The following is a 21788-nucleotide window of genomic DNA, read 5'->3' as shown; positions in this document are numbered from 1 at the left end:
GGGTGTTCACTTTCCTCCACACCCTGAAAAACCAGTGGGAGCGAGCTTGATCGCGATGAGGCCATCAAACCCACCGACAATCTTCCAGTCAGGACAATCGGCAGCCTTTTCCTGGACCCGCTCAACCAAACAACATCTTTTGCCAGTGATCCTCACCCACAATAGCAATCGAAGCACCCGCCTCTCGCAGTTCCACTGCCTTCATGATCTTCGTTCCGTAGGTGCTGTGGCGCCACTGCTCATTACCCACGCTGCCGACCACCAGGTAATGCACCTTCTTACTCACCCCACCACCAATCAAACCGCCACGCTCCTCGACCAATGCCTGGCAATCTTTGCGTGGCCCAAAGGCCATGACGCCTGTAAATACAAACATTCGGCCATCCCACACCAAGTCAGGGGCTGGGGAATTGAAGGGAAGGTCCGTGGGAGTAATGGCAACAGCTTCGCCGACCTTCGATCTCTCAATGCCCAGGCCAGAAAAGCTACGCAGGATGTTAAGCAGCTCAAGAGACTCGTCCGGGTCCAGAGCATCGTCCTGAAGCATGGACGCCAGACGCGAATACAACAGATTGATCACCGGGTCATTTAGATGGGCGAGGTTGTTTTCCAACCATTGCTTTAGGAAAACCGCTTCGTTGGTGTTCACGACACCGTCCGCCGTAATCCCCGCGGCCAGTCCCACCAAGGCATCGGCGGCGCGTCGATCGATACGGGCGTGGTGGAAGAATTTGCTGTTTTCGAACTCGTTGTGTAGGTCCATTACGGGGTTCCTTAGGATGGGTATCGGTTCAACACTGAAGCATTACCGGTTGGGGAAATGTTGTGTTCAAACCTAGCACTCCTGCGCACGGCCCCCCATTTTTTGATCGAGGAAATAAATCCGTCCCCTTTTCCCGATGGGTCGCATGCGACGCGGCAGCGGCATTCGCGGCAGGCGCAGGTTATCCATGCTGCAATCGCAGAGCGGTGCCAGCGGGAGACGCCTTAGGGCGGGAAGCGGAAGCATCTGAAGTGGTTTCTGACGCACCGCCTGAAACAGCGCGTTGAGGGCACACAGCATTACTACGAGCTCACGGCTCGATATGTCACTCGGCGCTTGGAGGTGTGATGGGGGCTCGGTCTTTGAGGCGTTGCTGTCGTGGGGCAGCTAACCAGAGATGCCACGACAACCTTGGTTTCCAATTCGCGGCAGACGGGATCATGGATCACATATCTTCAAGTCACCTGATTATCGAATCCTAGGCGGAGCCAATGAGGCAAAATGACATCATAATCGCATAGCGATGTTACTATCTGCCACTATTGAGATTTCTCACTAACACAGCCATCACGGAACTTATAAATGATTCAAGGATACGAGAATCTTCTTACCGACAAACGATTGGATTCCATTATTGGAGATAACGAAAGTGCATGCACCTTACAGATTTGGATTCTTCGAATAAAGACAAAAACCAACATTGATAATCAATTTCTGTATGGAAGAGTTACTTCAGGAACCTTCAAATCAGACAAGTGGGCAGCAGCTAATCTCGACGAATTTAGCCCTATCAATGATGATGTTTCTGTTGGTGTATTACCTGTAAATCTTTACACCTCTGCTTCAAATATGAGAGCACTGCTTGCTGATATCGGTAACGGCATGACTCTGGGAGGCTTGAGTAGCAAGCATGAACTTAAAATGGATGCAAGACTACACAAAAGAATCTCGTCATTTAGTTTTGGTCTAGATTTTATTGTCCGGCCAGTGATGCATCTACCCGGAAGAGATTATTTCCGGAGCTTCGTCAAAAGGTTAAGCCCTACATCACTTGCCAGCGTAAATAGCGCAGCAATATCTTCAAGTCGAAAAAGCAGCTTATTTGACATCAGAGACAAAAACAGTAGATTAATTGCAAAGTTGGCCTGCGAAGCACTGAAATCCGATACAGGGATGGATTTTTCTACATTAGACACATGGCGCCTTGGCGACTTGGAGCTCATAGTCGCTCCTAGTCTGACTCGAAACGAATCAAAAAAATACGTTTTCCAAACAAAGGGCGACATTACTACCTTCACTCTTAGTGAACGCTTAACTTATACCCCATGCAGACTGGTGATTACTATCCGGGCTTGGAGCGATAACTGTCTGCTTAGCACTCATAGCTCAACTATAAAAAAAGAGTGTGAATACCCACATACCGAAATATTTTACATAAGCGAATTCAAGCATCGAATCGCTACGGCCTACACTCTCGAGGTGCATGCTGAAACTGAAGATTCTTCAGAGATTTATCCGTGCATTAATATTGGAGGCCACTATTTCCGGCAGATGAATTTAACTATGAATGTCGTTGAGAATTTGCGTGTAAAAATCAATACAGACTGGCTCTCTAAGCAGGTTCCCATCCAAGAACTCGGACGGGTTTCCCAAGCTACACAGATCAACCGAAGCAGCGCGAAATCCCATTCGAAAATTGGTGATAGCAATACCGATCTTTGGGTAGATATAAATCATTCTGCTGAGAATACGATCTCTGGATGCATACCCAAGAAGTCGCAAGGTCGCTTTTTTCCAAAATTATCAGATAGAGTTGTTAGTCGACTTGATTTAGCTGAATGGCTACGAAAAATATTTGATCTTTTCCCAAATACGCAAATTGCTTGGATCGACCCCTTTATGGAAGATGTGGGGATAGATCTTCTAAATACGCTCGGTTCCAATGCTGGAGATTACTTAGTCATCACAGGAAATCTTCCGAAACCGCCCCGACCTGCTTTTGCTAAAAGAGCTAAGAATTTGCTGCGTCCTGCCAACAAAGGTAGCGAGGCATTTTTAAGCCAAAGCAAAAGAAAAAAAATCCTTCAAGACAAGACAAGACCAACTCGATTGAAGGTAATGATTCAACAATGTAAGTTATGGTCAGACAATTTCGGAAGTATCAGATTACGAGTACTCAGTCTTCCATCAGAAAAACTGCATGACAGGATGATTTTGATACGTTCACAAACTGGTGAACCTATTGCGGGCTTTCATCTATCCAACTCGATTCAGCGCGCCAACGAAAACCACCCTTTACTTATTACACCCATTCCGCTCGACGTACTACCCGACACATTCAACTACTTGGACAATATCATTCAGAGCTCTCTCCATGTAGATACAAGCCCTGACAAAGCCACTATACTTTATGATTCAACCACTCAGCAGTCAAAACAAGTTAAAACTGCTGAACTGCGGTACTTGACACCCTATGATTCACTTCGTTCCGGAGACGTAATGGCATGGTGGTTCGATCTTCCCGAACTAGCGGGCCTACACGGAGACAACCTACAAGACAAGCTTATAGCCAGAGAATTATTAAACGACGAAGGGTTGGATAAAAAACACTTTTCAAGTCTGCCGTCAAAGTTTTGGACTGATGGTCTACCACTAGAAGACTTTGACTCAGCGTGGAACTCTATCGGATACTTCTTGGCAAACAGCCAAGCCGGTCAAATTTATGAAAATGAACAACCTCCTATCCCTCAAAAAATTTCGGAACAATTAATAGCCTATCTTGAACCAGGACGGAGCGATGCTACTCCGCCTCCACATAGAGGTAGGGCAATCGAGATTGAGCACTATCTCGCAGAAAACTTTTTCAGTTTACTTACTTCTCGCCAAGACCCCAGTAGACTTTTCTTCGATTCCCTCCCTGAAGTCGCGTGGGGCGATTTCTATGCTATAAAAATTCTATGGCTTAGAAACCCTTCCGAACTTATAAAGTGGTTCGACCGCATAGCAAAGCACCCTGAAAAGAACGACACAAGGAGGTTAGCGCTGCTGACATGCGTATTGCGCTGGGCACAATTCACCCTCCAATTTCACCACAACGAAGAGCAACTGCTATCGTTGTTAGGTAGCAAGATCTGCGCAGCAAACTGGATAGGTCTATCCATTTTGGATAGTCATCTGCGTAAGGGTGGCGATATAAATATTATCGAACGCCCACATAACCTCTACGGAGACAAAAAAACTTTCTCATTATACTGGCTACTAAACGAAGGCAATCACTATAGCTCTGAGTTCCAAGAACTCATCATAGAAAAGATAACAGAATCCAGCCCTGACAATATAACAAGTGATTTCTTCAGCAAACTACTGGACCTACTCAGAGATAACTGCGGAGACTTACACCACTCAACAACGTGGATTTTGGAAAGCTTGCTACTGGAAATGATTCAAAAAAACAAAATATCTATCCAGCAGGTAGCACTCGCTTGGACTAATGAACTAGTAAGAAACTGGAATAACGCACTCGAAGGTCAGCATCTCAGCTTCCGAGTTCCCGCTGAAGGAGCGTTCTCAGACGAATTGGTACTGATGTTTGAGTACTTAGACAGCTCCACGCAAAAGAAAATCAGTGAATACTTGAGGAAAGCATTTGATGCCTGCGCGCGCGTGGTTCGCCAGCCATTTGGACAAGAGATCAACTGTTCAAAATACTTAAAAGCACATCAAACAAATCTATGGATTTACGCCCTCAGCGAGAGGTTAGCACTTATTGATTCCGATTCTAAACATTTATTTGAAGCACTTTCCAATGATAGCAAAGTCATAATAGACCGACGTTCCAAACATGACTGGGAGCTATTTGGTAACGAAACACTAGTTAGATATGCGATGACAGACCCGGCTCAATTACACCGCTCACCTTTAAAATACAAACTCAGTCTTGCATGTGCGGCACAATGATTGAGCTACAAATTTAAACTCTGTTACTGAGTCTGTTAACGAATTCTAAATCTTCTATGACTCAATCCCAAAGGAGCAAGCTCCCTTCCGCGAAAGAAACTCCTTCCCGCGGAAGGGAACTAACATCTGGTGTCGATTGAAGTTGGCTAAGCCTCACTAACCCATCCACACAGCCCGCCAACCTACGCAAATTAATCGACAGCTGGTATTACTGTAGTTTTGCTTCGGTGAGGCTGCGCGATGGCAGCGACAAGGCGATGGGCTTTGGAAAATATAGAGCCAGTCGCGAGGTTATCACGGCTATTTTTCGGATTTTGGCCGTTGCCCATGGGAATAATGGGCAGCACTTAAACTCTCGAGTTAAATCATGCTTGGAGCTCCTCCGGACATTTTATGTGCAGACCAAAAATGCGCTACATCTCAACAATCCCCGCTTCGATTCCACCGAACGCCACAACAAGCTGATTTATTTATAGTTACTAGTTGGGGTACATCGAATTTTCCACCGAAATCCAGACGTCCGGAAATCTTGGCTTCACAGGAACATACCGTCTGTCTGGTGCCGGCACCATACAAAACGAAGGCTCGCAGAAATGCGGGCCTTTGTTGTTTCTGGGTGTTTAAATTTTTAGCTGCATTTCAGATTCAGTAGAAATAGCGCACCTCCTCCGCACACGTCGATCTAATCGCCAGACGCCCTTCTCCCACAAAGCACGGCTTTTGCGCAAAATGCCCGGGTTTCCGCTTTTATGCCAAATTATGAACTGGCAATAATTATGGCGTGCCCATAAAAAGGTGTAATAGGTTAAGCAACTTTTCTCAGTGTCCTTAACTGGCGGACTCAATGGAAATCAGGCTTCCCAATCCAATATCGCTTGGCGCTTCGACGCTCGGTTCTTCCGCCGCAGAAAACGGTACGTGGGTTACGCACACAGCCTCACCGGACTTCATCTGACGTACAGACTCCAGCAAGTCCTGCTGGAATTGCTCCAGTTCATCGACCATCGCTGATCTCCTCGTTTTGTTGCTTAGAAAAGGTTAAGGACAAGTCGTGACCGACAAAACGCATGCCGCTAAACCCTGAGAAATTTGTTGTAACGAGAAGCCAGGCAAAGCCACTACTGGCCACGATTGTGCATCGGCTCTCCCTCAAGCTACCGTTCAGTTCGTCGCTGCCAATTCAGCGACCGGGCCTGAGAACCCGCGTAAGATACAGGCGCAACAGCGCCCCAACCCCCCACGATTGCCGGCGTTTTTTGTGTCCGCATTCACGTGTAATGGCGGCTGTGCGTGGGAGACCTTCGGGTCTGCCGGGTTCCTGTATCTCCGGTTTCTCAGCCTGCGCATAGCTGCCACCTTTTCGCCTGAGAACGAAATGGCAGCTCTCATTTGATACAGGGAGTTCACAAATGAATGCCATTGATCCGTCAGTACCCCCGGTCACTTCACGCCGCCCTTCTCGAAAGGCAGGTGAAGCGAAATGACCAACTCTCAAGATCTGAAAACCCTCGGCCTCACCCACTTTTCCTTTCAATCCAATCAAGCGATGTTCCGCACCAATCGTGGTGTGCCGGTAATCGCCGCCCTTTCCCACGCCTCACACTTGCTTCACATCTCTCGACTACTCACTGCGGATTCTTCAGTCGCGCGCGATCCTGACCTTCACGCTTATGCCTCGCAGTATCTGCAGGAGTTGAGCAAGGCGTTGATCGATGATGTCGTGAAAGTGATGGATGCGCCGTCGGACAAGCCGTTGATGTAATCAGCCACGTGAAGCCCTCGCCGATGCGAGGGCTTTTTGCGTTTCAGACCTGACTGATCTCAAGCACAAACGAAATCTTCTGCTGACTCGCACTCCACACATACCGCAAATGCTTGCCCTGCTTCGGAATGGATACCGCTGGAGGTCTAAACGCGGCGACACATTCGTGGCCCGGCAGGCGGACGCTGTTGTAGAGCAGTCCCCACGACTCGGTTTCGCGCAGTTGACGGGCGAATAGCTGAGACGGCCCATAAGCCTCGGGATCCGGATTGTGCAGCTCGGGGTGATCGTGACGAATGTCGTGCAGCGGTTTAACCACCCGATTGACGTAAGTGCGCATGGTCAACTCAAGATCCGCTTCCTGAGTCGCCGCAAGAAATCGTTCCTGGTGATAACAGGTCTCAGCGATGGCAGCCGCCTGGCTGCTCGCGGCGTAGTAAACGCCGAAGGTGCCATCGCAGAAACGACTGCGTTTGCCGATGTGGGTAAACGCAGCCATCACCGGAGTCGAGCCGGGACCGGAAAGTCGATCTTCGGGACGCACTCGGGCGAGAACCCCAGCCTGTTCGATCAGGCGATCGTTGGTCAGCGCTTCCAGCGCGTAGGCAACTTCCAGGTCTTCGGGATCGAGCACGTCTTCGAACAACGCAATCGGCGGGAAGCTGCTGTTGACGATCCGATAGGCTCGCGGCCATTGCACATCAACCAAATCGGGCGCCTTCAACCGCGCACCCCATCGAGGTAGCGGCGCACATCGGCGATATCGACCACGCGTCCGGCCAGCATGTAATCCAGCGCCGTTCGGCCATTGAATGGCGCTGCCGTGTTCGGACTATTAACCCACGTGTAGGCACGCTCGCGGTTATTACTGAAGATGATACTCAGCGCCTTGTGAATACCCATCAGGTAGGAGATGCGCTCAAGGGTGTCGTTAGGCAGACGTATGTTCGGCAGGTGTTTGTATTTGTAGAAAGTGGTGTTGCCGACGCCGCCCAGCAGCGTGCGTTGCTGCTCGGCGCTGCAACCCCAACGTTCCATGAGGTTGAAGAAGAACTTCAGCGCTACGCGACCGGCTTCGGGGGCGTAGCGCTGTTCGCGAGGGGTTACAGCCTGCGGTGAGGTGGTCATGTGGCCGCCTCCTTGATTAGGAACCTGAATATGAGCCTAGTACAGATACGGATAAAAACTAATCTTTAATACATAAGCGAATAAGAATTTCGACATAAATCTTCGCCAAACCCCCCTCCCACGCACCAAAACCACGCACTTATTTTGACCCCCATCACCCCCACGTCACCAAAAACCCCGATCCTGTGTCAGCCTCCAGCCATCGGCGGAGACATCGATTCGCTACTAAACCCGCGACAACTATGCTCAGGTACAGGAATATAGCCAGCATATGGCGCCTGACCGGCAGTCTCGTAAACAACAATACCCAGCCCACTTCAGAGGGCATTACCCATGGATAGCAGAACCTTACGCAACCTCATGCGCATCGTGCAGACCGGCTCGTTGTCGGCCGCAGCCGAGCATTCGTGCCTGACTGTGCAGGCGTTGGCCGCGCAGTTGAACAAGGTCGAAGAGCAGTTCGGTTTCCGCTTGTTTCGACGTTCCAACAAAGGACTGACGCTGACGCCGCAAGGCACTGAGCTGACGCCGTATATGGACAAAGTGCTGATTGCCACGCGACAGATGGAAGAGAAGGTCGAGGCACTGAAAGTGCCGGGCCAGCGCACGTTGAAGGTTGCGTTGAACAACACCCTGTCGCCTGACTTCAACCGGCGAATGATCGGACGCCTGATTGAGGTATTTCCCGATTATCAGATGGAGTTCAGCTACGCCGAGTCGATGGAAAACCTCAGCAAGCTGAAGAACGAAGACTTTGACCTTGCGGTGCTGATCGGCCCGCAACGGCCGGGTTTGCCGAGCATCGTCCTGCCCGATGTGCAGGTGCAAGTGGTCGGTGCGCACTGCGGTCAGGAGAACGATCCGCTGACGTTGCTGGGCAATAAGTTTCAGGTGCGTCCTGCGGAAGATTGTCCGTATTCCCACAGCTTTTTGCGTTTTCTCGACGCCGGACTGGGCAATCACGAGAACGGTCAGCGCATGGTTTATTCGTGCAGTGAAACGTTGACGTTGTCGTTGATCACGCAGATGGACGCGGTCGGCATGGTCTCGCGCGAGGCTGCGCAGAAGAACGGCCTGACGATTTTCCCCGGTTTCGAGGATTTCCTTGAAGTGCGCCTGGCGGTGAACAATCCGGAGTTGTCCAGCCAGGCCTTGAGTGACGTCGTCGACCTACCGCTACATGAACGAGCCGAGCGCAATGTACGCAGCCGTCCCAACCGCCACACTGAGAAAGAGGTTTTTGCTGAAATACGCACATAACAACGTCGGAATCGCGGCATAGAATTCCGGGCGATCGAGCTGTATGTGCTGATCCTTGATCAACAAGGGAGTCAGGCTGATCGCAGCGACGATCGCCACCGGCAGGTATTCCAGCGCCCGCGCGATAAACGGCGGCCAGTGCTCGGTATTCACTTGCAGCGGCAGGGCGCGCGGCAGAAAGGTCACCGCCATCATCAGCGCGACTACCAGAATCAGGAACGTTTGGTCAGGCATACACCCACTCCGCAGCCCACAAACGTGGCGATAAACACATTGAACGGCGAGCTGCCAACCAGACTCAACGCGCCCATGCACAGCACCGCAGCCCCGGCGGCGATGAGTTTGTTGCGCGTATTGCACAGCGACACCAGCACGTAGAGCATCATCGCCGTCAGTGCGTAGTCGAGCTGATATTTGATCAGGTGCGCCGCGTATTGCGCGCAGACTGCACCCAACAATCCACCGAGCACCCACGAGGTGTGGCAGAACAGGTTGAAACCGATCAGATAGCGCACGTTGACCGGCGCGCCAGTGCCGAGTTTGACGCTGTGGAACGCAAAGGATTCATCGGTCAGGCCACCGGCGTAAGCCCAACGTTCCATGCGACTCAAGCCGAGTGCGCGCAGGGCCTTGGCCATGTACACCGACATCAACATGTGGCGCGCGTTGATCAGGAACGTGGTCAGCACAATGGTCGTCAGCGATGCACCGCTGGAGATCAGCGCCAGTGCGGCGAATTGCGAAGCGCCGGCATACACGAACAAGCACATCGCTACCGGCAACCACATCGGTAACCCGGCGTTGACGGCCATCAGCCCGAACACGAATGACACCGTGAAATACCCAGCGACCACCGGGCTGGCTTCGGCAAACGTGCGCGACGGCTGATGGGCAGCCATCAGCGGCGCACTGCCGGACGTTTCATTCATAGATCCCTCTCAAATGTCCGTTCGCCGTGGGGTTCGCAAAAACCCTGGGCAGTCCAGAATCGCTTGCCCGCGAGGTTAGCATCGTCAACGAACAGAAACATCCGTAACACGCCGACGCGCTTCATGTCGGACGACGCGGCTTCAACCAGTCGTTGACCGACACCCTGGCTGCGATAGCACGGGCTGACGGCCAGATGATTGATCGTGCCGCGGCTGCCGAGCATGCCACCGAGCACCGCGCCGACGATTTCGCCGGCGACGTCGAAGGCGAGATAGGCCGTGGTGGTTTTCTGGATCAGCACGCCGCGCAGGCACTTGGCGTCCTGCCATTCGCAGAAGGACACTTCGTCGAACTGACGGAAGAAACGCTCCATGCGTTGCGCATCCTTGGCCGTGGCGCGTCGCAGCACCACCGGCGTCGAACACTCGACGCCGTCGATTGGGGTGATCTGATTAGCGAACAATGTCGAAAGCGGTCCCGGGCCGCGAGAAGGAGATCGCCAGAATCTGCCGGTAAGCCATCGCATGCGTGTGCGTGTTGCGGGCCGGGGTCACGTAGTGACGCATGTCGCGATCGAGGAAGTAGGTGGTATCGAGAATTTCCTCGTAGGTGGTCGACGCCAGTTGATGCTCGTGGATGTCGTACAGACGACTCTCCGCGCCCTCGACGTTGTTGCGGCCCCAGAAGTGCACACCGCTGAACGGATAGCCGTCGCAGTGAATGCCTTCAGGGGTGATTTCCAGTTGTTTGCCGGGTTTGATCTCGATGCGGATCTGATGAATCTGGCACTGCCAGATTTCATCGTGTAGCTCTTCCGGCAGTACGCTTTTGTACACTTCGAAATCGGTGTCGATCAGGCTGCGCATCACCGGTGAAGTAATCACTTCATCGGAGAAGTCCTGGAAATGTCGTACCAGGCCGCCAACATAGGCGTTGTTCTCTTTCGACTGCACGTACGCGCGATGCTCGAGTTGCTTGAGCTCGCGAGTCTTGGGGTTGTACTCAAAGTCGCTGTAACGACGGTAACGCATGCCGGCTTCGGCCTGACCGTAGTAACTGTCAGGCTCCATGTTTTCCCAACTTTTGGTCAGTCTGACGAAGTCGGCAAAATGACCGTAGAGATTGAAGTCACCACCCTGGACGTTGACATATTTGTCGCGCCGTAGCGATTCGCCCACTTCTCTGTTCAAAACGATCATTACCAAATTCTCCGCTGCGTTGAGCGGCCTAATCTATTAGGTGGAGAATTTGCGTCCATGAGAAAGAATTTCAGGCATTTAAAGCCCTGCTTGAAACGGCGTTTGCAGCGCCTCAAAAACAACTTTTACATGACAAAAACACCGGTTTTTTCCGGTTTTCATCGAAAAATCGTCAAAAAAAACCCCGAACCAGTCGGGGTTTTTCTCATGTTTCTTACACTTGATCAGGCATCAGAAGATGTTGATCGGGTAATCCACGAATACGCGCAGTTCGTTACCGCTGACGTTGTACTCGCTGGATTTCTGCGAAACACGCAGGATCGAGCTGCGCAATTTCACGCTCAGGTCTTTGGCCGGGCCAGACTGCACGACGTATTTGAACTGGTTGAAGATCTCGCGCTCGGTACCGCCTTCGCTGGTGGAAGTGGTGATGTTGTCGCCACGCACGTAAGCGAAGTTGTAGCTCAGGCCCGGTACGCCGAATGCGCCGAAGTCGAGGCCGTAGCCCAATTGCCAGCTACGTTCGTCTTCAGCGTTGAAGTCGGACCAGTAGGAGTTGGCCAGGTAGATGGAGTTACCACCGTCACCGACGCGACCTTGATCTTTCTGGTAACCGCCGTAGGCGTAACCCAGGTTGCTGTCGCCGGTGGAACGCTGGTGCGCCACGGTGAACGAGTGCGGGCCGGTAGCGAAGGTTGCGGCCAGGCTCCAGATCTTGTTGTCGTCGCCGGTAACACCGTTTTCGCGGACATAAGAGTTGTCCAGCTTGGTGCGGTAACCGTTGAAGTCCAGTGTCAGGGACTGGTCCTTGTTGAACGGCAACACGTAGTTGGCGTTCACGTATTGTTTCTTCAATACGTCTTCGACGTCGGAAGCGTACAACGCACCTTTGAAGTTTTCAGTGAACTGGTAGCTACCGCCCAACACGTTGATCGACTTCAGACCGCCGCTGTCACGGCCTTCGTCGCTCTTGCGCGATTCGGCGGTGAAACGACCGGCGTTCAGTTCCAGGCCTTTGATCTCCTTGGAAGTGATCAGGGTACCGGTGTAGCTTTCCGGCAGCAGACGCACATTGTCGTAGCTCAGCACCGGCAGGGCCGGCATCTGGTCGCCGTAGGTCAACACGGTGTTGGAGAAGCGGAACTTCACCGCTGCACCGCCCTTCGCTATGTCATGGTTCGCGCGACCGTCATTTTCCTGCTTGAAGAAATCGATACCACCGGCGCCGCTACGGCCCTTGCCGCCGTCCAGACGCAGTGCGTACAGACCGAAAGCGTCGACACCGACACCCACGGTGCCTTGGGTGAAGCCGGACGAGAACGTACCGATGGCCGCTTGGCCCCACTCGGCCTTGTCTTTGTTGCCGTCTTTGTAATCACGATTGATGTAGGCATTGCGCAGCAGCACTTTGAGGCTGCTGTCTTCTACAAAACCCTTGGACTCGGCCTGGTCGTTAGCCATGGCCTGAGTAGCACTCAACATCCCCAGTGCGATCAGACTGATTCGCTTGTTCAACATTTTGTTTTCCTTATTACGGGTTGAAACGCGCTGTGTCGAACGGCGGAAACGGCGCTTTTGCACTCTTTTATTCACCCCGAAACAAAAAGGCCCGCCCACGATAATGTGATGGCGGGCCTGCTCCTTGTTTTGAGTCATGGCGGTTGGCCACAGGCGTTGGGCCGAATCGTAGCCGCGCCCCGAACAATGTGTCAATTTCAAGAATCGTCTTTAAATAGGCAAAAAACGTCTAAGAAACGTAAATTTTGCGCTGACTGCTTGCTGGGAAATGCACACAGCCAGTGAATCCAGTGCGTCTCACGCACAGCCGTCGATCGCACACAGTGCAGAGACTTCGCCTGGCTCATCAAGGACGATTGCCTGTTTCAACCAGTCGGCAAATGCCTGCGGCTTGCCCAGCCAGGGACTGATGTCGATCAATTGGAATGTGCCGTTCTGCTCCAGAGCAATCGTTGGAAAACCCTGGCCGCCCAATTGAGCCAAAAACTGGCGACTGGCTTTTATATGCCCCTCGCTATCAACGGACTCAAACGCAATGTGGAAATCTTCCTGCGCATAGCCGATCTGCATCGCCAATTCCAACAGCACGGCTGAATCGGCAATGCGTCGCCCTTCCACATAGTGCGCGGTCTGCAACCGCCCCAGCATGCGCAAACCGCCTCGGTCTATGGCTTCGGCCGCCATGACCGCCGTAATCGGTGGCGTTGAATCGAAGACGGCTGAGTGATCGCGCAGTAAACCGTCGAAATACGCCTCGCCAAACGGTTGACCGGTGTACTCGGCAATGCGTCGGTCGTGGGGCATGACGTAATCGCGCAATTGCGGGGAAACACGCTGGCGATTGGCGCCACTCATCATTCCTCCGGCATGGGCAATCACTGGCAGCACCTGTTGCGCGGCCTCAACCAGCGGCTTGGCGCCATAACACCAGCCACACAGCGGGTCGTAGACGTAATGAAGAATCATCGGAAAACTCCGGGAAAAAATTGATGGCGGCAGATTAGTCCCCGCATTCATGCGGAAAAACGCTGGAATGGCTTTCAGTCTGTTTCATGAATCGGTCGAATTGGCCGACCGGTCAGATTGTGTCGACCGGGACACAAATTGAAACAATGAGGCAAGGGAACTTATAAGGAATAATTAACGGAAGTAAATGCAAAGCATTACCATTCGCGCGTTCGAATTCCTCCACCCTTTCGGAAGCGCTGTTCAATGCCTGCCCCGTTCCGTCTCACGCCCGTCACCCTTGGGCTTTCTGCTTTTCTGTCCAGCGGTTTTGCTTACTCTGCGACCGAATTACCCGCCACCGCGATCAGCGCCGAAGCGCAAGCCGATGACCCGCGAGTGAAGCTCAGCAACACCGCAACCCGCACTTCGACGCCGGTGCGTTATGTGCCGCAGGCCATTGATTCGATCAAGACCTCGAACGTCGCCAACTACGGCACCAATGACATCGCCGACGCCTTGAGCGGCATGCCCAACGTCAGCAGCAGCGCAGACACCCGTTTCGACAGCCTGCGCATCCGCGGCTTCGATGCCAGCAACGACTTCTATCTGGACGGCATCCGCGACGACAGCCAGTACAAGCGCGACCTGCACAACATCGAGCGCGTCGAAGTGCTCAAAGGCCCGGCCGCCGTGTTGTATGGTCGCGGCAGTCAGGGCGGGATCGTCAATCGCGTGAGCAAAACGCCGGAGTTCGGCCGCCGCTCGACCATCGAAGCTCAGGCTGGCAGCGAAGATTTGCGCAGCCTTTACGCTGACCTCAGCAGCGACCCGAGCGAAAACATCAGCCTGCGCCTGAACATGGGCAACATGGACGAAGACAGCTTCCGCGACGGTGTCAGCGGCAATCGCCAATTGTTCGCGCCGTCGATGAGCTGGCAACTGACGCCGGACCTGAATTGGTTGGTGCAATACGAATACAGCCGCTACAACCGCACCCCGGATCGTGGCATCCCCGGCGTCAACGGACGCCCGGCGGATGTCGGTCGCGACACGACCTATGGCAACGACCACGACTTCATCGATGACAAGTCGCAATCGCTGCGCTCGAAACTCACTTACGAAATCAACGACAACTGGCAACTGCGCCAGACCCTCGGCGTGTTCAAGCTCGACAGCGACTTCGACAACACCTACCTCACCGGTTACACGCCGGCGACCAACAAAGTCACGCGCCAGCACTGGCAGCAGGACCTGACCACCCGCAACGTCTATAACAACGTTGAACTCGAGGGCGGATTCGATACCTTCGGCCTTGAACATCGTCTGCTGACCGGCATCGAGATCGGCAGCCAGCGCCGCGATCCGACGCTGTACAACGCCGCCACTGGCAGAACGCCCGGCGCGCAGCCGGTGCCGTCGCTCGACTTGTACAACCCGAACCGCGATCTGCGCCACACCGGCAGCATGCAGGTTTCCAGCAGTAGCCATACAGAAGTCGAAAGTCGTGCGGTGTACGTGCAGGATCAGTTGCGTCTGAACGATCAATGGCAACTGCTGGGTGGCCTGCGCTACGACACCTTCGATATCGAGTCGACCAACAAGCTGCGTAACATCTCCGAAGACCGCGACAGCCACAGCACCAGCCCGCGCGTCGGCCTGGTCTGGACGCCGTTGCAGAACCATTCGTTCTACGCCTCGTGGTCGAAGACGTTTTCACCAGTGGGCGGCGGCTTGATCGGCATCACCCCGGGCGCGGCCGGTAACACCAACGACCTCAGTCCCGAGCTGACGAAGCAGAAAGAAATCGGCGTGAAGAGTGACTGGTTCGATGACCGTTTGAGCACCACGCTGGCGATCTATGACCTGGAACTCTACAACCGCCGCACCACCGATCCAAACGACCCGACCCTGACGGTGATGTCCGGTCTGCAACGTTCGCGCGGGATTGAGTTGACGGCCACAGGTAACCTCGTCGGCAACTGGTACATGCGCGGTGGCGTTGGTATGCAGGACGCGAAGATCGAGAAGGACAACAACGGCCTGGAAGGCAAACGCATCAACAACGTCGCCAAGCACAACGGCAGCCTGTTCCTGACCTGGAAACCGGAAATGGGCTGGTACGGTGAAACCGGTCTGACCCTGGTGGGTCAGCGCTATGCCGATAACGCCAACACCACCGTGTTGCCGGGTTATGGCCGCTGGGATGCACTGGTCGGTTACCGCTTCAAGGATTGGGATTTGCGCGGGGCGCTGAACAACATCACCGATCGCGAGTATTACGCATCGGCGACCAGCCAGTATCAGATTCAACCGGGTGCGCCACGTAGCGTTGTGATGACCGGCACCTACAGTTTCTGATTTCACACAAATCCCTGTGGGAGCGAGCTTGCTCGCGAATGCGGTGGGTCATTTAACGACGATGCTGACTGACCGGACGCTTTCGCGAGCAAGCTCGCTCCCACATTTAATGGGTATTCACAAAACAGTCGGGCATAAAAAAGCGCCGCCATCCCGGCAGCGCTTTGACCAATCCCTGTTGTTGTTCTTATCCTTCCATCACAGCCCACAACGCGTCCAGTTCGGCCTCGCTGAACAGGTCAGCGGGGTAACGCTCGATCATCATCCGGCGCGGATCAGGTTGCCTGATCTGACGCGTTCCATTGGACTTCAACCAGTGCGCGACAATCTGGAGCGATTCGCCGTTAACGGCCATGGGATGCAACGTCCGCTCGCTGACTACGTTCACTTCGGCGTTCATTTCAGCGCTCTCTCCCCGTTCATGAGCGGCTACGTTATCCAAGGTTTATGACAGAACTGTTGAAGTTCTCCCCCCTCCCTAGTGCACGGGTGATGAATACAAGAGCTATGCCAATGTTTCGCTGTTGTCGACAAGCGGATACAAAGAAGCCCGCAGTCCAACCGGGCTGCGGGCTTCTGTGCATGCATAGCGAGCTAATCATTGCTCGGCCGATTTGTTAATCAACTCAAGCTGTTACGACTCAACTCACTCTTTGTGCGGCGCGGGTTGCTGTTGGGTAAGGCAGTGGATATTACCGCCACCCAGTAACAGTTCACGGCCCGGCACCATCACCACTTCGTGCTGCGGGAACAGCTTCTGCAGAATCTCTTTTGCCGGGGCGTCCATCGGATCGTCGAAGCTCGGCGCGATGATGCCGCCGTTGACGATCAGGAAGTTCACGTAGGAACCAGCCAGGCGCACGGACGGATTGCGCTCCTGCGTGCCGTCCACCGGATCGACACCGGCGCACTCTTCTTCGGTCGCGTACAGCGGTCCCGGAATCGGCATTTTGTGCACCGTGAACGGGCGACCTTTGGCGTCGGTGCTGCTTTGCAGGACTTTCATCGCGGCCTGGCAGCGCGGGTAGTTCGGATCCTGCGGGTCGTCGGTCCACGCCAGCAGCACTTCGCCCGGACGCACGTAGCAGCAGAAGTTATCCACATGGCCGTCGGTTTCGTCGTTGAACAGACCGTCCGGCAGCCAGATGATTTTATCCACAGACAGATTGGCGCTGAGTACCGCTTCAATCTCTTCGCGGCCCAGATGTGGATTGCGGTTGCGGTTGAGCAGGCACTCTTCAGTGGTGATCAGCGTGCCTTCGCCGTCGACGTGAATCGAACCGCCTTCGAGCACAAAACCTTCAGTGCGATAACGCGGGCTGCGTTCGATTTCGAGGATCTTGCCGCCGACCTGCGAGTCGCGATTCCACGGCGAGTACAGGCCGCCGTCGAAGCCGCCCCAGGCGTTGAAGTCCCAGTTCACACCGCGGACTTCGCCGCTGTTGTTGATGACGAAGGTCGGGCCACTGTCGCGTACCCAGGCGTCATCGCTGGACATCTCGACCACGCGGATATTCGGCAAGTCGAGGCGTGCGCGGGCGTTTTCGTACTGGCCGGCGGACACGGCCACGGTTACCGGTTCAAAACGCGCGATAGCCTTGGCCACTGCCGCATGAGCGGCTTGCGCCGGTTTGCCGCCCAGACGCCAGTTGTCCGGGCGCTCGGGCCAGATCATCCAGGTTTGCGTCTGTGGCGCCCACTCGGCCGGCATGTGAAAGCCGTCGGCGCGCGGGGTACTTTTCAAAGTGGTCATCGGGATCAGGACTCCAGGGAACCGTCGAGGGTTTTCAACGCACCGTACAGGTTCGGACGGCGGTCACGGAATGAACCCCACGCGCTACGAATGTGTTCGAGCTCGTCGAGGTTGAAAGTGTGCACAAGAATACCTTCTTCGGTTTTATTCAGCTCCTGCACTTTTTCGCCGAACTGGTTGGCGATGAACGACGAGCCGTAGAACGTAATGTCGTAGCCGTCCTGTTCTTCGTTGCCGATGCGGTTGCTGGCAATCAGCGGCATCAGGTTGGCGCCGGCGTGGCCCTGTTGTACGCGCTGCCAGTGGTCGCGCGAGGAGATGGTCTTGTCGTGCGGCTCGCTGCCGATAGCGGTTGGGTAAAACAGAATTTCCGCGCCTTGCAACGCCATGCTGCGTGCGGCTTCCGGGAACCACTGATCCCAGCAAATGCCCACGCCGATTTTTGCGTAGCGGGTGTTCCACACTTTGAAACCGGTGTCGCCCGGGTTGAAGTAATACTTCTCGTGGTAGCCCGGGCCATCCGGGATGTGGCTTTTACGATAAATCCCGAGGTTGCTGCCGTCAGCATCGATGATCGCGATGCTGTTGAAACGCGCGCGGCCGGCCAGTTCGTAGAAGCTGATCGGCAGTACCACTTGCAGCTCTTTGGCGATTTTCTGGAAATGTTTGATCGCGACGTTTTCTTCCACCGTCGTCGCCAGTTGCAGGTAATCCGGGTTTGGCTTCTGGCAGAAGTACGGCGCCTCGAACAGCTCCTGAATCAGGATGATCTGTGCGCCTTTGGCGGCGGCTTCGCGCACCAGTCTTTCAGCGATTTCGAGGTTGGCTTGCAGATCCCACGAACAGGCCATCTGAGTGGCGGCAACGGTAACGATACGACTCATGAATCATCTCCGGGCAAGTGCCTTGACGGTCGACAATTCGACCGAAGGAAAAACGCGCGCACCGGACATGAGATCACCATGCCGGAGCAATGGCGACTTTATAGCCGATAAATATCGGCTTTAGAAGCTGATTAAATGCCTTTCGTCTAAATAAATTCAATAAAAGCCGATACAAATCGAATTACCAACTCAAGACAAAATGTGGGAGCGAGCTTGCTCGCGAATGCGGTGTATCAGTAACTGCCCAGGGTGACTGACACACCGCTTTCGCGAGCAAGCTCGCTCCCACAGGGGATTGGCTTCGTTTTACAGACCCTCGCTGAGGACTCGGTCGAGCATCTCGACGAAGAAATCCACACTCTGGCGCGACGTCACCATCGGCGGTTTGATCTTGAGAATGTTCAGATCATCACCGGTCGGCTGCATGAAAATCCCCAATTCACGCAAGCGATCGCACAGCAGCGCGGTCTCCTCGGTCGCCGGCTCCAGCGTCTCGCGATTACGAATCAGCTCAAGCCCCAGATAGAACCCGGAACCGTGCACCGCACCCACCAGCGGATGTTTATCGATCAACGCTTCAAGCCGCGCCTTGAAGTGGCCACCGACCAGTTGCGCGTTCTCCCAGAGTTTTTCTTCTTCCATGACATCGAGCACCGCCATGCCGATCTGGCAACTGACCGGACTGCCGCCCGCCGACGAGAAGAAATAGCCCTCGGCCTCCAGCGCCTCGGCAATTTCCCGTCGCGTGATGACCGCACCCAGCGGTTGACCGTTGCCCATGCCCTTGGCCATGCAAATGATGTCCGGCACCACGCCCTGCTCTTCAAAGCCCCAGAAGAAGTGCCCCATGCGCCCGTAACCGACCTGCACTTCGTCGGCGATGCACACACCGCCCTGCGCGCGCACCAGCGCGTATACCTGCTGGAGATATCCCGGCGGCAGCGAGATACCGCCGGCGTTGCCATACACCGGCTCGCAGATAAACCCGGCCAGTTGGCGCTTCTGTTCGGCAAGTTTTGCCAGGTGATGCTCAACGCTGCGCACGTAATCCGGCGCCGAGTCGAGACCGCGGAACTCCCCGCGATAAGTGTTTGGCGCAGGTACCGGATGCACCCAGTCCGGGCGGCTTTCCAACGCTTTCGGGTTGTCGGCGATTGAAGTCGATACCGCATCGGCACCGACCGTCCAGCCGTGATAGGCCTCAAGCACGCTGATCATGTCGCGCCCGCCGCTGTAGGCCCACGCCAGACGAATCGCCAGGTCATTGGCCTCGCTGCCGCTGTTGACCAGAAATACCCGATCCATACCCTCTGGCGCCAGCTTCAGCAAACGCTCGGAGAATTCGGCGACCGCCGCATAATTGAAGCGCGAATTGGTGTTCAGTAGCGACCATTGACGGGCGGCGACAGCGGCCATGCGCGGGTGACCATGACCGAGCACCGCCACGTTGTTGAGCATGTCCAGATAGGAACGGCCCTGCATATCGATCAGATGATTGCGCCAGCCACGTTCGATGCGCGGCGGATCGACGTAGTAGTGTTTCTGGGTTCGGGCGAAACTGGCATCGCGGCGCTCGAGCAGGGTTTTCGCGTCCAGCTCCGGCTCGGCATCGCAGGCCAGACCCAACAATGCGGCCGGCGAAGGACACAGCGCCTGCCATGCCGGTGCATGCGCCGGGGTGCAAAACAACGGTGCATCAAGCTGCGCGCCACGGCACAACTGCACCCGTAACGGGCCGCTCACCGCTCCGAACACCTGACCTTTGACCAGCGCCGCGCCGCTGTGCAGCGAAGGTGTCACGCCCCACAGCCGCACGCTGAGTTGCGGGCCATCCAGTTGCAGCACACTGTCAGCTGCCTGATGCACGACGCCAGCAAAAGGCGCCTCCACAGCGGTACTATCGGGCACGCGCAATTCCACGTGCAGCGGGAAGGTGTCCGGTTCAACGGCACTGTCGGGACGAGTGCGCGACAAACGGTACTGACCATAACGGCTCGCCGCCAAACCGTGGGCCGCCGCCGCTTCGTTCAACAGGTGTTGATCGATACCTGCCTGCTCCCAGTTGCCGGCCTCGAAATGCGGACTCAGGACACCGAGATCGATCAGGGCAAATTCACGCCCGACCAGACCGGGCAGCAAGGGCGCAAAACCTGCGCTGTCGATCGCCGGCAAGGCGTGGCCGACCGCCGTGAGGATCGCTGCTTCCATCAGCGCCAAGGGCACCGAAGTTGCCACCCGAAAAATTTCCCACTCATGGCTGAGGTTGTCGCGGCTGTAAGTATTCGCAGGATCGATGCTGACCTGTTGTTCGCCACTGAGCACCAGCACCGCCGCGCGCGCGACAATCAATGGCCACAGCGCTTGCAGCTCTTCGTGTTGCAGCGGGTTGACCGCGTGGTAAGCCTGCACTGCCGGCAGAATGACAAACGGATCACCACCGGCGTGATGCAACAATGCCGCACAAGTCACCGACAGATCAGTGATGCGCCAGGTGCGCACCAGATCGCCAAAGTCGATCACCCCCTGCAACTGCCAGTGCCGCTGGGCATCGCGCGCCCAGACGGCGTTGTCATCGGTGATGTCCATGTGAATCGCCTGCACCGGCAGCTTGCCCTGCAACGGCTGCAAACGGTGCTCGGCCTGTTCGGCCGCATCGGCAATCACTGCGCGTTGCTGCTCATCCTTGATCACTGGCAGCAGATGGCTGATCAGTGCACTGGCGTGGCGGGCATCCCACTGCAACGTGCGCTCAAGGCCCGGATGGTCGAACCCGGCCAGCGCCAGATCCATCTCGCCGCAGAGCCGGCCAAACCCCGCCACCACGTCGCGCCCCAAGTGATCGAGATGCGTAAGCGGCTGACCCTCAATGTAATCCAGCAGCCGCACATGGACGGCTTCGCTGCCGACCGCCAGTGACAACAGATCTTCGCCGTTATTGGCCGCGATCACCCGCGGCACCGTCACCGCCGAGTGCTCGGCCAGATACTTGAGGCCCGCATGCTGGGCTTGCAGCTCCACCAAGGCGTAATCGCCTCGACAGATTTTCAGCACGAACCGCCCGCGTGGGCTGTCGACGCGAAAATTCAGATCCTGCTGGCTGCCAAGGGGCTGCAACGTGCCGCTGAGTCCGTAGTGTTCCGCCAGCCATTGCCGGGCCTGCTCGGCAGATACCTGCGGGCTGGGCAAACTGGCGCGATGAATCAACGTGGCGAGCGGCATGAAACGACCCCTGAAATTTTATTAGGTGTCTATATCGCCATTGCTGCGCTGTATCCGCAACCCCCAACCGCGTAAAGGCATCCGGGCTATTTGTCTTCCAGCACTCGCA

18 protein-coding genes are annotated in these 21788 nt (G+C 55.1%); 4 read left to right on the top strand and 14 right to left on the bottom strand.

Annotated features, from left to right (window positions below; translation table 11 throughout):
• Positions 1–121 precede the first annotated feature (121 nt).
• A complete protein-coding gene (locus tag HUW52_RS02635; RefSeq protein ID WP_175552901.1) occupies positions 122–763 on the bottom strand; it encodes a BRCT domain-containing protein in 642 nt (213 codons plus the stop codon).
• Positions 764–1345: 582 nt separating this feature from the next.
• Here HUW52_RS02635 and HUW52_RS02630 point away from each other — a divergent pair.
• Positions 1346–4720, top strand: coding sequence for a VPA1262 family protein (locus HUW52_RS02630; protein WP_175552900.1), 3375 nt, complete (start codon positions 1346–1348; stop codon positions 4718–4720).
• A gap of 828 nt (positions 4721–5548) precedes the next feature.
• On the opposite strand, the gene HUW52_RS30640 is transcribed toward HUW52_RS02630, so the two are convergent.
• On the bottom strand, positions 5549–5725 hold the full coding sequence (locus tag HUW52_RS30640) for a hypothetical protein (RefSeq protein WP_371929234.1): 177 nt from the start codon (positions 5723–5725) through the stop codon (positions 5549–5551).
• A 475-nt stretch (positions 5726–6200) separates the two neighbouring features.
• Between HUW52_RS30640 and HUW52_RS02620 the strand changes: the two genes are divergently transcribed.
• Positions 6201–6482 (top strand): DUF3077 domain-containing protein, encoded by a 282-nt coding sequence (locus HUW52_RS02620; protein WP_175552899.1) that lies wholly within the window; start codon positions 6201–6203, stop codon positions 6480–6482.
• A 43-nt stretch (positions 6483–6525) separates the two neighbouring features.
• Here HUW52_RS02620 and HUW52_RS02615 read toward each other — a convergent pair whose 3' ends face one another.
• Together HUW52_RS02615 and HUW52_RS02610 are read right to left on the bottom strand one after the other, a co-directional pair.
• Positions 6526–7206 carry an RES family NAD+ phosphorylase gene (locus tag HUW52_RS02615; protein WP_175552898.1) on the bottom strand — a complete coding sequence of 227 codons (681 nt, stop codon included), beginning with the start codon at positions 7204–7206 and terminating at the stop codon, positions 6526–6528.
• Positions 7203–7610, bottom strand: coding sequence for an MbcA/ParS/Xre antitoxin family protein (locus HUW52_RS02610; RefSeq protein WP_175552897.1), 408 nt, complete (start codon positions 7608–7610; stop codon positions 7203–7205). The genes HUW52_RS02615 and HUW52_RS02610 overlap by 4 nt, the downstream gene beginning before the upstream one ends.
• Before the next feature lie 333 nt (positions 7611–7943).
• Between HUW52_RS02610 and HUW52_RS02605 the strand changes: the two genes are divergently transcribed.
• Positions 7944–8870: a LysR family transcriptional regulator gene (locus HUW52_RS02605; protein ID WP_008080520.1), complete on the top strand. Its 927-nt coding sequence runs from the start codon at positions 7944–7946 to the stop codon at positions 8868–8870.
• Here the strand turns inward: HUW52_RS02605 and HUW52_RS02600 are convergent.
• From HUW52_RS02600 to HUW52_RS02575, 6 genes are all read right to left on the bottom strand, one after another.
• Positions 8787–9104: an AzlD domain-containing protein gene (locus HUW52_RS02600; RefSeq protein WP_007909127.1), complete on the bottom strand. Its 318-nt coding sequence runs from the start codon at positions 9102–9104 to the stop codon at positions 8787–8789. The two genes, HUW52_RS02605 and HUW52_RS02600, sit on opposite strands and share 84 nt — an antisense overlap.
• Positions 9083–9799: an AzlC family ABC transporter permease gene (locus tag HUW52_RS02595; RefSeq protein ID WP_016986310.1), complete on the bottom strand. Its 717-nt coding sequence runs from the start codon at positions 9797–9799 to the stop codon at positions 9083–9085. The genes HUW52_RS02600 and HUW52_RS02595 overlap by 22 nt, the downstream gene beginning before the upstream one ends.
• Positions 9796–10173: a GNAT family N-acetyltransferase gene (locus HUW52_RS02590; protein WP_175555635.1), complete on the bottom strand. Its 378-nt coding sequence runs from the start codon at positions 10171–10173 to the stop codon at positions 9796–9798. The genes HUW52_RS02595 and HUW52_RS02590 overlap by 4 nt, the downstream gene beginning before the upstream one ends.
• Before the next feature lie 79 nt (positions 10174–10252).
• On the bottom strand, positions 10253–10999 hold the full coding sequence (locus HUW52_RS02585) for a 2OG-Fe dioxygenase family protein (protein ID WP_102899570.1): 747 nt from the start codon (positions 10997–10999) through the stop codon (positions 10253–10255).
• A 231-nt stretch (positions 11000–11230) separates the two neighbouring features.
• The gene (locus tag HUW52_RS02580; RefSeq protein ID WP_007909120.1) at positions 11231–12517 is read right to left on the bottom strand and encodes an OprD family porin; all 1287 of its coding nucleotides are present in this window, start codon (positions 12515–12517) and stop codon (positions 11231–11233) included.
• A 297-nt stretch (positions 12518–12814) separates the two neighbouring features.
• Positions 12815–13483 carry a DsbA family protein gene (locus tag HUW52_RS02575; RefSeq protein WP_175552896.1) on the bottom strand — a complete coding sequence of 223 codons (669 nt, stop codon included), beginning with the start codon at positions 13481–13483 and terminating at the stop codon, positions 12815–12817.
• Between the two features lie 246 nt (positions 13484–13729).
• On the opposite strand from HUW52_RS02575, the gene HUW52_RS02570 reads away from it, so the two are divergent.
• Positions 13730–15823 carry a TonB-dependent siderophore receptor gene (locus HUW52_RS02570; protein ID WP_175552895.1) on the top strand — a complete coding sequence of 698 codons (2094 nt, stop codon included), beginning with the start codon at positions 13730–13732 and terminating at the stop codon, positions 15821–15823.
• 187 nt (positions 15824–16010) lie between these two features.
• Here the strand turns inward: HUW52_RS02570 and HUW52_RS02565 are convergent, their stop codons facing one another.
• The 4 genes from HUW52_RS02565 to HUW52_RS02550 all read right to left on the bottom strand — a co-directional run bounded on the left by HUW52_RS02565 (position 16011) and on the right by HUW52_RS02550 (position 21679).
• Complete coding sequence (locus tag HUW52_RS02565) at positions 16011–16223, bottom strand: hypothetical protein (RefSeq protein WP_016986304.1); 213 nt, start codon at positions 16221–16223, stop codon at positions 16011–16013.
• 246 nt (positions 16224–16469) lie between these two features.
• On the bottom strand, positions 16470–17576 hold the full coding sequence (gene aguA, locus HUW52_RS02560) for an agmatine deiminase (protein ID WP_175552894.1): 1107 nt from the start codon (positions 17574–17576) through the stop codon (positions 16470–16472).
• Positions 17577–17581: 5 nt separating this feature from the next.
• Positions 17582–18460, bottom strand: coding sequence for an N-carbamoylputrescine amidase (aguB, locus tag HUW52_RS02555; protein WP_007909107.1), 879 nt, complete (start codon positions 18458–18460; stop codon positions 17582–17584).
• A gap of 306 nt (positions 18461–18766) precedes the next feature.
• Positions 18767–21679 carry an aminotransferase gene (locus tag HUW52_RS02550; protein ID WP_175552893.1) on the bottom strand — a complete coding sequence of 971 codons (2913 nt, stop codon included), beginning with the start codon at positions 21677–21679 and terminating at the stop codon, positions 18767–18769.
• Between the last annotated feature and the right edge of the window lie 109 nt (positions 21680–21788).

It is taken from the genome of Pseudomonas sp. 43A (assembly GCF_013363935.1).
Classification (GTDB): domain Bacteria; phylum Pseudomonadota; class Gammaproteobacteria; order Pseudomonadales; family Pseudomonadaceae; genus Aquipseudomonas; species Aquipseudomonas crudilactis.
The sequence above is the reverse complement of the archived record's forward strand: the minus strand, read 5'-3'. Positions and strand labels throughout refer to the sequence as shown.

What these genes read in the sequence shown, in the direction of transcription:
- HUW52_RS02565 (WP_016986304.1), bottom strand. Translation starts at nt 16,223, where the DNA reads ATGAACGCCGAAGTGAACGTAGTCAGCGAGCGGACGTTGCATCCCATG.
- HUW52_RS02575 (WP_175552896.1), bottom strand. Translation starts at nt 13,483, where the DNA reads ATGATTCTTCATTACGTCTACGACCCGCTGTGTGGCTGGTGTTATGGC.
- HUW52_RS02600 (WP_007909127.1), bottom strand. Translation starts at nt 9,104, where the DNA reads ATGCCTGACCAAACGTTCCTGATTCTGGTAGTCGCGCTGATGATGGCG.
- aguB (WP_007909107.1), bottom strand. Translation starts at nt 18,460, where the DNA reads ATGAGTCGTATCGTTACCGTTGCCGCCACTCAGATGGCCTGTTCGTGG.
- HUW52_RS02580 (WP_007909120.1), bottom strand. Translation starts at nt 12,517, where the DNA reads ATGTTGAACAAGCGAATCAGTCTGATCGCACTGGGGATGTTGAGTGCT.
- HUW52_RS30640 (WP_371929234.1), bottom strand. Translation starts at nt 5,725, where the DNA reads ATGGTCGATGAACTGGAGCAATTCCAGCAGGACTTGCTGGAGTCTGTA.
- HUW52_RS02610 (WP_175552897.1), bottom strand. Translation starts at nt 7,610, where the DNA reads ATGACCACCTCACCGCAGGCTGTAACCCCTCGCGAACAGCGCTACGCC.
- HUW52_RS02595 (WP_016986310.1), bottom strand. Translation starts at nt 9,799, where the DNA reads ATGAATGAAACGTCCGGCAGTGCGCCGCTGATGGCTGCCCATCAGCCG.
- HUW52_RS02630 (WP_175552900.1), top strand. Translation starts at nt 1,346, where the DNA reads ATGATTCAAGGATACGAGAATCTTCTTACCGACAAACGATTGGATTCC.
- aguA (WP_175552894.1), bottom strand. Translation starts at nt 17,576, where the DNA reads ATGACCACTTTGAAAAGTACCCCGCGCGCCGACGGCTTTCACATGCCG.
- HUW52_RS02570 (WP_175552895.1), top strand. Translation starts at nt 13,730, where the DNA reads ATGCCTGCCCCGTTCCGTCTCACGCCCGTCACCCTTGGGCTTTCTGCT.
- HUW52_RS02620 (WP_175552899.1), top strand. Translation starts at nt 6,201, where the DNA reads ATGACCAACTCTCAAGATCTGAAAACCCTCGGCCTCACCCACTTTTCC.
- HUW52_RS02550 (WP_175552893.1), bottom strand. Translation starts at nt 21,679, where the DNA reads ATGCCGCTCGCCACGTTGATTCATCGCGCCAGTTTGCCCAGCCCGCAG.
- HUW52_RS02605 (WP_008080520.1), top strand. Translation starts at nt 7,944, where the DNA reads ATGGATAGCAGAACCTTACGCAACCTCATGCGCATCGTGCAGACCGGC.
- HUW52_RS02585 (WP_102899570.1), bottom strand. Translation starts at nt 10,999, where the DNA reads ATGATCGTTTTGAACAGAGAAGTGGGCGAATCGCTACGGCGCGACAAA.
- HUW52_RS02635 (WP_175552901.1), bottom strand. Translation starts at nt 763, where the DNA reads ATGGACCTACACAACGAGTTCGAAAACAGCAAATTCTTCCACCACGCC.
- HUW52_RS02590 (WP_175555635.1), bottom strand. Translation starts at nt 10,173, where the DNA reads ATGGAGCGTTTCTTCCGTCAGTTCGACGAAGTGTCCTTCTGCGAATGG.